This window comes from Pseudoduganella violaceinigra DSM 15887 (assembly GCF_000425385.1).
GTDB lineage: Bacteria > Pseudomonadota > Gammaproteobacteria > Burkholderiales > Burkholderiaceae_D > Rugamonas > Rugamonas violaceinigra.
Genome location: NZ_KE384362.1, coordinates 56807 through 69085 on the forward strand (window position 1 = coordinate 56807; position 12279 = coordinate 69085).

Consider the following 12279-nt stretch of genomic DNA (forward strand, 5'->3'; position numbering starts at 1 on the left):
TCGTGCTTTGCGGCGGACCACGGCAAGTGGCCGCCGCTTTTTTAGCGTGCCATCGCGATTTCGACGCAGTTGCGCCCTGCCCGCTTGGCGCGGTGCAGCGCCGCCTCCAGCCGCATCACCAGTTCGCTCGCGCCTTCATCCGGCGCCAGCTGGGCGACACTGAAGCTGGCCGTCACCGTATCGGCGCCCGGCAGTTCGGTGGCGGCAATGGTTTGCCGCAGTACTTCGGCCAGGCGGTAGGCATCCACGGCCACCGTATGCGTCGCAATCACCAGGAATTGCTCGCCGCGCATGCGCGCCAGCGTGTCGGAACTGCGCAGCCGGGCCTGGATCGTGCCGGCCAGGACAGCCAGCGAACGGTCGCCCGTGGTATAGCCATACAGATCGTTGACAGTGCGGAAGCTGTCGATATCAAAAGCGATCACGGCCAGCGGCACGCCGTAGCGCCGCGCGCGCCGGATTTCGCTGTCCAGGACTTGCTCGCCCTGGCGCCGGTTGGCAACCCCGGTCAAACCGTCAAACGGCGTCACCTGGGTCAGCTCAAGGCCCAGGGCATCGTTCTGGTGGCGCAAATCGCTCATCACCATGCCGAAACTGATCAGTTGCGAGGCCGAGCCGAAACAGCTGAAATGCTCCCTGCTCATGGTCAGCTGCCGGTCGAACAGCATGCAGATGACGCCCAGCAGGGGGCCGCCCGGCTGGCCCCGCAGCGGGAAGGCCAGCAGCATGTGCACATCCTGCCCCTCCAGCAGCTGGGTCAGCGCGGGATCGCCGGCCTTGGACGGCGCGTCCAGCAGCACCAGCTCGCCGCGCGCCACCGGCGCATCCAGCAAGGCGGCGCGGCCAGCCAGCACCTCGTTCATGTCCAGGTCGATGCGCCCATCCTGCGCCACCAGCCGCAGCGTGCCGTCATCAACAGCCTGCAGCAAGGCCGCGTGGCAAATGCCGGGATAGCCGCACAGCGCATTGCAGACACGGGCGCCCATCCGTTCGATTTCTTCCGATCCGTAAAGCGCACGCTGCAAGCTGCGCTGGATTGCCAGCAAGTCGTTCAGTTCCGCTTCGCGGTCCAGCAGATGTTGCTGGGCAGAGGCCAGGGTATCGGCCGGCGGCGCAAGCAGCAGTCGCACGGCATCGCGCAAGCCATCCGCGCCAATCGGAGTGATGCGATAGGCCAGCGGCCCCTGCGCCATCAGCTCTGCCATCGTGGCCGATCGCGTGAAAGGACTCAGCACCAGCACCGGCGCACCGGCACGGCTGCGCACCAGGGCGGCAAGCTCGGTTCCCGCCGCCATGGCAGGGCCATCGAGATCGATCACGAGCAGGGAAATCTTGTTCTGCGCCATCGCATGGCGCGCGCTGGCAATGCTGTCCGCAGTCAGCAAACGGCCGAACGATTCAGCGCATGCGGCCACAAATTCCTGGCGCCGCGCAGCGTCGGGATGGAGGAAAAGGCCTGTCCGTTGAGGGCGGCCCGCAGCAGTAGGCATGTAGATTAGTTTGCCACAAGTTCAAGCAAGACAACATCCCTTTTATGTGAGGAAGCGCACGGTTAGCAACGTTGCCGCGGCAAATACTGGCCTTCCGAGCACAGGAGGAAGCCATGTCGAATTCTCAGCAGAAGACTGGCGCGGGCAGCGAACAGCGCACCGTCCAGCGACAGCAGGATCAGCGCGATGCAAGCGAAGCCAAGTCCGGAGAATCGCAGCAGCCGGCCCAGACCGGAACCCATGCATTTCCCGCGCCGCCCCTGCCGGACCAGCACTTGCAAAAGCCGGGACTCGAGCACGACATGCAATTGAAACCGCAATTCATGGCGCCCGACTACTGCGGTAGCGGCAAGCTGGCTGGAATGGCTGCGGTCATCACGGGCGGCGATTCCGGCATAGGCCGCGCCGTTGCGGTACTGTACGCCCGCGAAGGCGCCGACGTGGCGCTGGTCTATCTCGCCGAAGAGCAGGAAGACGCGGTCGAGACCAAACGCCATGTGGAAGCCGAAGGCCAGCGCTGCATCCTGGTGCCTGGCGATGTGCGCGACCCGGGATTCTGCCGCCACGCCATCAGCGAGGCGCTGCGGGCCTACGGCCGGGTCGACATCCTGGTCAACAATGCCGCCTTTCAGGAACATGCCGGCTCGCTCGAGGACTTGTCGGAGGAACGTTTCGACCTGACCATGAAGACCAATATCTACGGCTACTTCCACATGGCCAAGGCGGCCTTGCCGCATATGAAGCGCGGGGCCTCGATATTAAATACCGGTTCCGTGGTCGGCCTGCGCGGCTCCAGCAATCTGCTGGACTATTCGACCACCAAGGGCGCCATCCACGCCTTCACCATGTCGCTGGCGTCGAATCTGCTGGACAAGGGCATCCGCGTGAATGCGGTGGCGCCCGGCCCGGTATGGACCCCCTTGAATCCAGCCGACCAGTCACCCGACAAGATCAAGGAATTCGGCGGCAAGACGGATATGCACCGGCCGGCCCAGCCGGAGGAAATTTCGCCGGCATTCGTCTTCCTGGCGGCGCCCTCCTGCGCCAGCTATATCACCGGTATCGTATTGCCGATTACCGGAAGTATCGGAGAATAAGCATGGCTCGAGCACTCTGGAAAGGCGCGATCAGCTTCGGCCTGGTCCATATCCCCGTCGAACTGCACAAGGCCGTGGAATCGCACGACCTGGACCTGGCCATGCTGGACAAGCGGGACTTCTCGCCGGTCGGCTTCAAGCGCTATAACAAAAGCAGCGGCAAGGAAGTCCCCTGGGACAATATCGTCAAAGGCTATGAGTACGAGGACGGCGAATATGTGGTGCTCAGCGAAGAGGATCTGCGCCTGGCCAATCCCAAGGCTACGCAAACCATCGACATCATGGCCTTCGTCGATGCCGATTCCGTGCCACTGACTTTTTATGAAACGCCCTACTACCTGGCGCCGGGACGCGGCGGCGACAAGGTCTATGCACTGCTGCGCGAAACCTTGCGCAAGGCTGGGAAAATTGCCGTCGCAACGGTGGTGATCCGCACGCGCCAGCACCTTTGTGCGCTGGTCTCGGCGGGCGACAGCATGATCATGAATACCCTGCGCTACGCTACGGAAATCCGCAGTCCGGAAGAATTGAAGCTGCCTGGCGACGCCAACATCACCGACAAAGAACTCAAAATGGCCTTGTCGCTGGTGGAAGAGATGAGCGAGGAGTGGAACCCGGCGGAATATCACGACACCTACCGCGAGGATGTGCTCAAACTGGTCGAGAAGAAGGTCAAGGCCGGACAGACGCACACGCTTACCGAGCCGACCGGAGAAGCCCCAGCGCCAAAAGCCAGCAACGTGGTGGACCTGGTGGCGCTGCTCAAGCAGAGCCTCGGCTCAAAGGGTCGAACTGCTGCCAGCGCGCCCGAAGAAGTCGAGGAGGAAGCCGAGCCGCGCGCGCCTCGCTCACGCAGCGGCACCAGCGGTGAAGACGGCAAGTCGCGCCGCGCCAGCTCGCGGACTTCCGCCAAACCGGCCGCCGCGAAGCGCGCCAGCGCAGCAAAATCCGCCGCCAAACCGGCTGCATCACGCCGCAAAGCCGCCTAGCCTAGCCCGCCTTCATGCCGATTGCCTTGAGCGCCGGCGCCAGGCCGACAGCGGCGCTGGCATAATCGGCCCACGGCGCATTGCCGACATCCAGCCGCGTGTGGGCAGTGGCAACCGTCCAATGGTCGCCTCCGCGCAGCCCGGCAAGTTCGTCCCATCCTACCGGAACCGAAATGCCAAGCCCCGCCCGCGCCCTTGCCGACCAAGCCGCGACCGTGGTGGCGCCCCGCCCATTGCGCAGGTAATCGATGAAGATCTTGCCGACCCGGTTTTTCGGACCGCTCTTGAACGCGAAGCGGTCCGGCAAGGTAGCGGACATATGCTCCACCACCAGCTTGCTGAACGCCTTGACCGTATCCCAGTCATAGTAAGGCTTGATCGGCACGACGACATGCAGCCCCTTCCCGCCGCTGGTCTTGAGGAAGCAAGGCAAGCCCAGTTCACCAAGGAAGGCGTGCACCAGCTGCGCGGCCTCCTGAATTTGCGTCCATTCCACGCCGGAACCCGGGTCGAGGTCGAACAGGATGCGATTCGGCTTTTCATACGTGCGGCCGAAAGCATTCTGCGTATGGAATTCGATCACATTGAACTGGGCCGCGGATAGCAAGGCTTCCGTGGTGCCGACTTCCAGCATGGGCGGATGGTCTGGATCCAGCTCGCGCGGGAATTCCTTGAGTCCGCGCAGCTTGCTGACATCCGCATGCTTCTGGAAGAATAGCTCGGCCCCGACGCCCTCCGGAGCGCGCAGCATCGCCACCGGGCGGCCGCGGGTGTGCTCCAGCATCGGATCCGCCACCAGCGCGTAATAGCGCACCACGTCGATCTTCTTCAAACCACTGGCCTGGTCGACCAGGCGGTCCGGATTGCTCACCTTGAGTGAGGCGGGCAGCTTGCTTTGCACGGTTTCCTCCTCCAATGCGGCGGCTTCCTCGCGGCGGATTTCGCCGGCCTCTTTATCCTTGCGCAGTCCCTGGAACACGGCGTGGCGTACGGAACCGCCGCGCGTCCATTCGCCGAAGCTAACTTCCGCGACCAGCTTCGGCTTGACCCAGTGCGCTTTACGGGCGATGGCTTTGCTGGCGGAGAACGGATTTTCGCTGGACCCCAGACGCTTCAATTTTTCGGCAAGTTCACGCAGCGTCTTGTCATTGAAGCCGGTGCCGACATTGCCCGCATAATGCAGCGCACCATCCTTGTCATAAACCCCAAGCAGCAGCGAGCCGATGCCGGTGCGGCTGCCTTGCGGATCGGTGTAGCCGCCGATGACGAATTCCTGGCGCTGCGCGCATTTCAGCTTGATCCAGTCGCGCGAACGCCGGCCGGTGTAGACCGAGTTGCGGCGCTTGCCGATCACGCCCTCAAGGCCCATCTGGCAGGCGGCTGCCAGCACCGCTTCCGGCGGCGCGGCCAGCTTGACGCTCAGGCGAAGCGTATCGCCTTTGACGCCGGACAGCACCGCTTCCAGCCTGGCGCGGCGCTCCATTAGAGGCAGGCCGCGCAAGTCCTCGCCAGCCAGGTAAGGCGCATCGAACAGGAAGTAGACGATATCCTTGGTGCGCTCGCCATCGAAGGCTTGCTGCAGCAGGCCGAAGTCCGGACGCCCCTTCGCATCGTGGACCACGATCTCGCCGTCATACCAGCCATCGGGCAAACCGGCGGCGGCCAGCGCATCGCGCAGGGGGCCGAGCTTGTGCGTCCAGTCATTGCGGTTGCGTGTGTGGAGGCTGATATCGTCGCCCACGATGCGGGCCAGCAGCCGGTAACCGTCGTACTTGACTTCAAACAGCCAGTCTTCCGGCGTGGAAGGTGGTGATTCGACCAGCGTGGCCAGCTCCGGCTCGAATTCGGCCGGGAGCCGCTGGACTGGAGGAGCCTCAGGCCCTACCTCGGCATCGGCAGCATCGCCCAGCCCCTTCACGCTGTCTGGCATCTCATCCACCACGCTGAACTCGTCGGCGGGACGGACATATTCATCCTTTTCCTTGATCAGAAGCCAGGGCTCTTTGTCTTCGCCTTTGCCGCGCATGCGTACCAGCGCCCAGCGGCCGTGCATCTTGTGCCCATGTAGCTGGAACACCAGCTTACCGGCGCGGTAGCCCTTGCGCGGATCGTCGACCGGCTCCCAGGTGCCGCGATCCCAGATGATGACCTTCCCCGCACCATACTGCTTTTCCGGAATCGTGCCTTCGAACTCGTTATAGGAAATAGGATGGTCCTCTACATGCACCGCCATGCGCTTGTCATGCGTGTCGTAGCTCGGCCCCTTCGGCACCGCCCAGCTCTTCATCGTGCCGTCCAGCTCCAGGCGGAAGTCGTAATGCAGCCGCCGCGCCCAATGCTTCTGGATGACAAACGCCAGCCGTCCCCTACCCGGCTGGCCACCTTCCGCAGGTTCCGGCGTGATAGTGAAATCCCGCTTTGCCTTGTAAGTCTTCAGTGCGTCCTTCATTCCACCACTGTACGGGCGGGGCCGGGCCGGCACGGTTAGCCAGCGCACTTTGTAAGCAGTTTGTGCAGATGTAAGGAGTTGTAATAACCGTCAACTGCCCCTAATCGGCCGCCGTTTCTGGCTCAGTGACACGGCAAAATTGCACGACACACCGAACGAAACACCCACCTAATCCAGGAGCTTGACCATGAAGAAGACTATCGCCACCCTGATCGCCGGCCTGTTCGCTACCGCTGCCTTCGCACAAGCTCCGGCACCAGCCGCTGCCTCGGCACCAGCCTCCAAGCCTGCCGCTTCGGCACCAGCCGCCAAGCCAGCTGCCGCAGCCCACGCCTCGAGCGCATCGTCGGCCGCCAGCGCAGCATCGTCCTCGATGCCTGCCGCCCCGGCTGCCGCCGCCGCGCCAGCAGCATCGCATGAGCATATGGGTGCGAAGGAAGAGAAAAAGGCCAAGCACGCCAAGAAAGCCGCTGCAAGCAAAGAGGCAGCAGCCACCAAAGAAGCCGCTCCAGCAAAATAAGCAGCACCCGCCGCTTCCCAAGCCGCCAGCGCGCCGCGACCAAGCCGCCTCCAAAACGGCGCTGCGCGCTGGCCCGGCGGGGAGCCAATAGTCCCAAACACCAGAAGCGCATTACCTCATCTTATTTAGGAGCTTGACCATGAAAAAGACCATCATCACCCTGATCGCCGGCCTGTTCGCTACCGCAGCCTTCGCACAAACTCCAGCTCCAGCCGCCGCTTCCAAAGAAGCCGCCAAGCCAGCCGCCGCCGCTCATGTTTCGAGCGCAACCCCTGCAACCCCGGCCACTCCTGCCGTGCCAGCAGAAAAAGGCAGCAAGGCTGCATCGGCAACGCCTGCCACCCCGGCGGTCGCCGCAACCCCTGCTGCTCCGCAAGAACAAGCCGGTGCCAAGGAAGTGAAAAAGACCAAACACGCGAAGAAACATGGCGCGACTAAAGAAGTAGCAACTACCAAAGAAGCCGCTCCAGCCAAGTAAGCCATTCGCGGTACATCACCGCCAAGCCAGCCGGGCCAGCTTTGTTTGCTGGCCTGGCTGTTTTCGCAGCGGCTACTGAATTAGCTGATGCCACCTTCAATCAAGGCGCGCTGCCGCCCCGCGCGATCACCTCTTCTATGTCCACAAGCTCTCGGTCCCCATTGGGCGCAGTCGGAACGCCATTAATGCTCGGGATGCGTCTTGGATCAATAAATACCTTGCCATCCAATTCAGTAATCGGCGACCAAGATACCTGAGCAGCATCCTCGCTCACCAGGATATGTTGATCTATCGCTGGAGATCTCGGCCCCCATTCACCAATGCGTGACCAGAACTCCCGCACCTGCCCTTGAGACGTTCCACGATAATCATGATCAACTTTGACTGCCATTGCCTGGCAGCCGCCAGCGTTTGTAACGCAGACGAATTGCCGTCCGTCAGGACCGATCGATACTAATGAGGGACAAACAGCGGGACAATGCTCAGCGCCAGGTGGCAAGAGGATGACACGCTGCACCTGGCCAGAAACCAGAGCGTTCTGAGCCGATGCTGTGGAACACAACGCCAGCAGTCCAAAAGTGATAAGTCCAAGCCTAAGCATCTACGCCCCGTCCGAGTTATACGTTGGATTGATTTTAACTGCCAAATCTGGATCCCCAGTAGTTCTGAAAACCGAACCGTTAGTCCCCGTACCGGTTTTTCCCAAGCCAAAATTGAATCACAGCTAGTGCATTTGCTGCGTGATCGCCCCAATGTATGGCAAACGACTCCTGCCATTTAAAGCTGGCCGCATCGCGATCACCTGAATCGAATAGTATTAATCCTTCCTTGAGATCGCGCCAAATGTCGGCGAGATCATCCGCAAGGTCACCCAGAGCAGCCTCTCTCGCGGGAACTTCCAGTGGGTCGAGAATCGCCCCGTAAAAGGCAACGGGCAACTGGCCGAATCGCTTATAGATGGCAGTCCAATCGTCATTGGTGAGTGCACTTTCTGCCCATTGGCATTCGCAATGTGGCAAATCCGAAGCCATAGCGTAGAGGAAGGATAGATGCCGCCTTGCGAGCAGCATCTCGGACTTCGAGTCATGCGTTGAGAGCCCCGACTGTGCCCATTCGCAAAAACCGCGTACGACTACCGCGAAATCAACTATGGCCGTCATAAATTAGGTGCAGACTGCATTCGTGGCTCTAACCATTAACGGCGCAGCATGTAGCTTCACCACTTTCAAACTCCACGTCGTAGCTGTGATACTCATCCCATGGCAACTCATAGGACATCTCGAATTCATCACATTGCTCGGACATAAACCATACCGAGCGCAGCACAGCCCTTTTGCTGATCGCCTCAGGTGGGCTGGCCGCCAGCGCCCCAAACAGTGGACCGCGCCGTCCCCGGCCAGTCCGCCTTGAGCTCTCTGTTAGAACGATTTTGAAGGTACGGCACTTACAGCTCATGACGAACTCCCCTACGAAAATCGTTCAGATAGTGCTCAATTGGCTTCGCCGTGCCGGTAGCATAGAGCTTGCCATCGTGCCGCCCGACGATCACGGGCGCATTGCCCGCGAGGGCGAAAATGAAGTCGCCGGTTTTCACGAACTCCTTCGTATTGTAAAAGTAGAGCCAGCCAAAGTCATGCTGCTGAACTTCAATGATTTCGAGCTGGTGAGGAGGCCGGTCCTTATTTTCAGGAAGCGCCGAACCAAACAGGTCCATCTCGCGTCCCATATCGCGCAAGTATTCTGATACAGCTTCGTCGGCAGTCAATCTAGTAGTCATGTGGCGAGCGACTTCGAATAGAGGTCTTCTGGACGGCACCGGCACTTTAACATCAACGATGGCCGGCGACCATTGCGCGTAGCGCGTTGGCTGTCCGGATGATCAGGTTGTTAGGCTTGCTTGCGCCATTTTGACGTGACCGTATGAGCTCCTTACACCGGGCTGCAACGCGTACGTTTGACTCAGTGAGTCGCATCAAAACTGTTTCCATTTCTTTGGCATTGATAAACGGGTAGACGTCCAAATTTAGGGCGATTAGAAGTTTTCGATTGTCAGAGCCTTCAATCAGCCACGATTCGATTGCTCTAGTCATCGCTGCCCCGTTGTCGCTTGTTTGCCAGGCCAAAATGTTGAACAGGTCCGCCACCACTTCGAAGGGAACGCTTCTAGGAATTTCGGTGAAGAGAATATTGGCCAAGTCTCGCTCGCCCATTTCACGAACAATCACATCCACCGCGTCGAATGCTTCGGAAAATGATTGATCATCGCGCTCCTTACAGATGGCGTCTAACGCGGCAGAAATGGCATTATGCATTGATATGGTTCCTATGGAGCATTTCCGATATTGTTAAAGAATGACAGGCTGCTAGGTCTGCTCCTGGCCGACAGCAGGCAAGTGCGCCGGACGCCGACCAATGTCATTCATGTTGTCGATATCGATTACCGTCTGGATCTAGATCCCGATGTTCCCTTACGATCGGTAACTGGAGCTTAAGCCAAAGATCCGCCATAAAAGGGCCAAGTGCCTGCAGATGCGTCGCGCGCTCTGCTTCTGGAAGGCTCAGGACTAAATAAGTGGCATCGTTTAATGCGGCGGCAACGCGCCCATAAATACCCATGAGTTCCTCAGCTTTAATACGATCCATTTAGGTTCTCCACGGTATCGTCCTACAGGTATGTCGGCCGACGCGAAGTCTGGCGGTCATTTCAATTGTTGACCGGCAGCTTGTGGCTTTGCGCAATCATAAAACCAAACGATTTCGCTCCCCACACAAGTAATCTCGCCGTTCGATCCCACGCGCCTGACCCCTTTGACTTCTATTGCCCGGTAAAGGTTCAGATCGCCGCCGCCTTCGAACGTCAATGGCACTTGGCCGCGTTTAATAAAGATCTGAACTTCGTCCCCGTTCCTGAGGCGGAAATCGAAACCGCGAGCTACGGCCGGTGGCTCCACAATCATGGAGTCGCTGCTCAATTCTGTGCCTAGCATTTGAACTGCTTCCGCCACGGTTTTTCCCAGCGTTGGTTCCGACGCCGAACATTGCCCTGCAAAATTCAGAAGGGCCAAAAATATGGTTTTTGAAAATGATCGCATTTTAAAGTTGGATTAATTGCCAATAGTGTCCGTATATGGCCGGATTTTGCCTGCGGCATCCACGCCTGAACTAAGCCGGGCCGCGATGCAGCTTGGGCTCGAACGAAATCTTAGGCCCACCTCGACGCAACTGAGACGCCAGCAGCTTGAACTGCTGGGAATAATGATCGGAGCACTGGGCCATGATGCGCTCCACGTGGGATGCGACCTCGGCGTGGCTTTGAGCCACGGCTAAGAACTCCGGAACACAAATGCGCTCATCAAAGTACGAGCCATCGGACGATCTATTGATGCCACAATAGAAAGCTACACCGCAAAGCGCGGAGAACGATACGTCAATATCCGCATCCAGCGCCATGTCCAAGAGCATAGCCGAGGCAGTGGGGTTCTGAGGAGTGAGAATCTCTGCGAGGCAAGTGCGCCATTCTTTGCTTTGCTGTCGCCATGTATGAAAAAGCTCATCCCAGTCTTTGGCCGAGAGCGACTCCAATAGGTCTCGGGCTGTTTCATGCCCGCCCCCGTCCGCCCAATCCAGGGTGTCGGGTGCTTGTGAGCACAAGTGCGCTGAGAGCTTTTGGAGCGCCGATTGCATATGAGCGGGCCTAAGGAGTAATCGCTTCATTGGTAATCCAAAGCAGAAATCATTGAAGTTCATTTTGAGCCAAGCGACGACTTATGGCCGTACACGGTCCCACTTAAGGGGTTATGCCGTAAAACTTATCCATAGCCTCGCAATAAGACCTTGCCAGCGGTCCGAGCAGCGGCCGCCAAAGTTCGGTCGCTAGTTTTCGTTGATGCTGTGGCCCTTCAAGGAAGCCAGTCGCCACAACAGTTTGTACAGCTTCATCGCCTGTTGAGAGAAGCCTTTCCACAATACTGAATAGCGCGTCAGACTGATCATAATCACTGCTCTGAAAACGATCCACCACCAGGCCGCAGAGCTGGTTCATCCATGGGAAGGCTAGAAATTCTCCTTCTTCTTCGATCCACTCATCGGCAGTTGCAACAACCCGCTCTCGCAGTCCGCAACATGCGCGGCACAATAACTGGCGCATCTCTTCAAACTCAATCATTAACTGACCTTAAAATTTTCAACTGAGTCCAACAGTCCGCTGTTGGCCGGTTTCGGAGCAAGAGCCGTTGAAGCCCCCAATGCAGGCAACACTAACTGAAACGGTCCTACTTTGCGTCCAACTCCCGACGCGTCTTTTCGGCGTCTCTTAAGAACGGCTCGGCAAGAACTCGTTCCTTGGGTAGCTCCAGCGCGCTGGCTCGACGCTCAAAAGAACTGATATTACTTAATGTCGCTTCAAGATATTTCTGCCGTAAGACACTTAGATCCTCAAGTGTTCGTGCGACCATCAACTCATTGTGAAACTTTGAGGTGATCAATATTGGCTCGTATCCTTGCAGGACACGCTGAGTCGCCTGCGCACTCCAAACCGCCTCCCCCGCCGCGGAACGCGCCTCGCCATAAGAGGCGTGAAAGAGATAGCCGCAGGTAAAACCAATGGCCGTTGAAAGGGAAATTGCAATTACTGATGAGACGGAAAAATTGTGCATTCGAATTTGAATTGTGGACAGCCAGCTGCCAGCGCGCAGCTAACACTTAAAGATAATAACAGGCATGGTCACATTGGATTCCTTCCATTGAGATGCACTGTCTCAAGATGCTTTGTTCACGCTCCGAAGGTGGAACTTGTCGATGCATTGACCGCAAATCACAGCTGATTCCGCTTTCACACGTAAGCCTTGATATGAGGTAACCTGAGTTTTTCGGACACTCCTGTTTGGTAAACTTCACCAACTGGAGAGCAATTAATGAAACGAGTTAAAACGTACACGCCAGAGCTTCGGGAAGAAGCAGTAAAGCTGGTCTTGGCCCAGGGCTTGACGCTGGAGGACGCGGCGACCCGACTTACCATTCCTAAAGGCACATTGGCAAACTGGGTGGCAGCTGCGAAGCGCGGCCCATCGACTAAAGCGGCGCCAGGCGGCCGTTCTGTTCCAGAATTGGAGGCGGAGGTTGCCAAGCTTCGCAAAGAGCTCGCAGAAGCCCGCATGGAGCGAGATATCGTAAAAAAGGCGGCGGCGTACTTTGCGCGGGAGTCGCTGCCAGGTACGCGTTCATAAAGACAATGCGACTCGAGTTTCCGATTAATGC

General features: G+C 58.7%; 15 protein-coding genes and 1 pseudogene. 5 read left to right on the forward strand and 11 right to left on the reverse strand.

The genetic code is table 11. The features are described from left to right. Window positions 1-41 precede the first annotated feature (41 nt). Window positions 42-1415, reverse strand: coding sequence for a diguanylate cyclase (locus H597_RS32940; protein WP_229632272.1), 1374 nt, complete (start codon window positions 1413-1415; stop codon window positions 42-44). A gap of 188 nt (window positions 1416-1603) precedes the next feature. Here H597_RS32940 and H597_RS0129090 point away from each other — a divergent pair, with 188 nt between their 5' ends. Together H597_RS0129090 and ku are read left to right on the forward strand one after the other, a co-directional pair. Then, on the forward strand, window positions 1604-2587 hold the full coding sequence (locus tag H597_RS0129090) for an SDR family oxidoreductase (protein ID WP_028105214.1): 984 nt from the start codon (window positions 1604-1606) through the stop codon (window positions 2585-2587). A 2-nt stretch (window positions 2588-2589) separates the two neighbouring features. Next, the gene (ku, locus tag H597_RS0129095) at window positions 2590-3576 is read left to right on the forward strand and encodes a non-homologous end joining protein Ku (protein ID WP_028105215.1); all 987 of its coding nucleotides are present in this window, start codon (window positions 2590-2592) and stop codon (window positions 3574-3576) included. 1 nt (window position 3577) lies between these two features. Here ku and ligD read toward each other — a convergent pair whose 3' ends face one another. Beyond that, window positions 3578-6025, reverse strand: coding sequence for a DNA ligase D (gene ligD / locus H597_RS0129100; RefSeq protein ID WP_028105216.1), 2448 nt, complete (start codon window positions 6023-6025; stop codon window positions 3578-3580). 187 nt (window positions 6026-6212) lie between these two features. Here ligD and H597_RS34520 point away from each other — a divergent pair, with 187 nt between their 5' ends. After that, window positions 6213-6545, forward strand: a complete 333-nt coding sequence (locus H597_RS34520) for a hypothetical protein (RefSeq protein WP_083941352.1) — start codon at window positions 6213-6215, stop codon at window positions 6543-6545. Between the two features lie 139 nt (window positions 6546-6684). After that, entirely contained in the window at window positions 6685-7023 is a 339-nt protein-coding gene (locus H597_RS34525; protein ID WP_035375481.1) for a hypothetical protein, read from the forward strand. Between the two features lie 100 nt (window positions 7024-7123). On the opposite strand, the gene H597_RS35300 is transcribed toward H597_RS34525, so the two are convergent. From H597_RS35300 to H597_RS0129145, 9 genes are all read right to left on the reverse strand, one after another. Next, on the reverse strand, window positions 7124-7414 hold the full coding sequence (locus H597_RS35300) for a hypothetical protein (RefSeq protein ID WP_154668341.1): 291 nt from the start codon (window positions 7412-7414) through the stop codon (window positions 7124-7126). A gap of 289 nt (window positions 7415-7703) precedes the next feature. Beyond that, a complete protein-coding gene (locus H597_RS0129115) occupies window positions 7704-8183 on the reverse strand; it encodes a DUF5063 domain-containing protein (RefSeq protein ID WP_028105217.1) in 480 nt (159 codons plus the stop codon). Between the two features lie 284 nt (window positions 8184-8467). Next, window positions 8468-8788 (reverse strand): YrhB domain-containing protein, encoded by a 321-nt coding sequence (locus tag H597_RS32955; protein WP_161630661.1) that lies wholly within the window; start codon window positions 8786-8788, stop codon window positions 8468-8470. Window positions 8789-8852: 64 nt separating this feature from the next. Further along, complete coding sequence (locus H597_RS32960; RefSeq protein WP_211232104.1) at window positions 8853-9335, reverse strand: hypothetical protein; 483 nt, start codon at window positions 9333-9335, stop codon at window positions 8853-8855. Between the two features lie 103 nt (window positions 9336-9438). Then, window positions 9439-9666 (reverse strand): hypothetical protein, encoded by a 228-nt coding sequence (locus H597_RS35305; protein WP_154668342.1) that lies wholly within the window; start codon window positions 9664-9666, stop codon window positions 9439-9441. Window positions 9667-9722: 56 nt separating this feature from the next. Beyond that, on the reverse strand, window positions 9723-10115 hold the full coding sequence (locus H597_RS0129130; RefSeq protein WP_154668343.1) for a hypothetical protein: 393 nt from the start codon (window positions 10113-10115) through the stop codon (window positions 9723-9725). A 70-nt stretch (window positions 10116-10185) separates the two neighbouring features. Next, complete coding sequence (locus tag H597_RS0129135) at window positions 10186-10737, reverse strand: hypothetical protein (RefSeq protein WP_154668344.1); 552 nt, start codon at window positions 10735-10737, stop codon at window positions 10186-10188. 73 nt (window positions 10738-10810) lie between these two features. Then, the gene (locus H597_RS0129140) at window positions 10811-11188 is read right to left on the reverse strand and encodes a DUF7674 family protein (RefSeq protein ID WP_028105220.1); all 378 of its coding nucleotides are present in this window, start codon (window positions 11186-11188) and stop codon (window positions 10811-10813) included. Between the two features lie 106 nt (window positions 11189-11294). Then, window positions 11295-11678, reverse strand: a complete 384-nt coding sequence (locus H597_RS0129145; RefSeq protein ID WP_028105221.1) for a hypothetical protein — start codon at window positions 11676-11678, stop codon at window positions 11295-11297. A 258-nt stretch (window positions 11679-11936) separates the two neighbouring features. Here H597_RS0129145 and H597_RS0129150 point away from each other — a divergent pair. Beyond that, a pseudogene (locus H597_RS0129150) lies at window positions 11937-12279 on the forward strand (transposase); the annotation flags it as partial.

Bases quoted from the DNA above. Each gene is read 5' to 3' on its own strand.
- H597_RS0129090 (WP_028105214.1), top strand. From the start codon at position 1,604: ATGTCGAATTCTCAGCAGAAGACTGGCGCGGGCAGCGAACAGCGCACC.
- ku (WP_028105215.1), top strand. From the start codon at position 2,590: ATGGCTCGAGCACTCTGGAAAGGCGCGATCAGCTTCGGCCTGGTCCAT.
- ligD (WP_028105216.1), bottom strand. From the start codon at position 6,025: ATGAAGGACGCACTGAAGACTTACAAGGCAAAGCGGGATTTCACTATC.
- H597_RS34520 (WP_083941352.1), top strand. From the start codon at position 6,213: ATGAAGAAGACTATCGCCACCCTGATCGCCGGCCTGTTCGCTACCGCT.
- H597_RS34525 (WP_035375481.1), top strand. From the start codon at position 6,685: ATGAAAAAGACCATCATCACCCTGATCGCCGGCCTGTTCGCTACCGCA.
- H597_RS35300 (WP_154668341.1), bottom strand. From the start codon at position 7,414: ATGGCAGTCAAAGTTGATCATGATTATCGTGGAACGTCTCAAGGGCAG.
- H597_RS0129115 (WP_028105217.1), bottom strand. From the start codon at position 8,183: ATGACGGCCATAGTTGATTTCGCGGTAGTCGTACGCGGTTTTTGCGAA.
- H597_RS32960 (WP_211232104.1), bottom strand. From the start codon at position 9,335: ATGCATAATGCCATTTCTGCCGCGTTAGACGCCATCTGTAAGGAGCGC.
- H597_RS35305 (WP_154668342.1), bottom strand. From the start codon at position 9,666: ATGGATCGTATTAAAGCTGAGGAACTCATGGGTATTTATGGGCGCGTT.
- H597_RS0129130 (WP_154668343.1), bottom strand. From the start codon at position 10,115: ATGCGATCATTTTCAAAAACCATATTTTTGGCCCTTCTGAATTTTGCA.
- H597_RS0129135 (WP_154668344.1), bottom strand. From the start codon at position 10,737: ATGAAGCGATTACTCCTTAGGCCCGCTCATATGCAATCGGCGCTCCAA.
- H597_RS0129140 (WP_028105220.1), bottom strand. From the start codon at position 11,188: ATGATTGAGTTTGAAGAGATGCGCCAGTTATTGTGCCGCGCATGTTGC.
- H597_RS0129145 (WP_028105221.1), bottom strand. From the start codon at position 11,678: ATGCACAATTTTTCCGTCTCATCAGTAATTGCAATTTCCCTTTCAACG.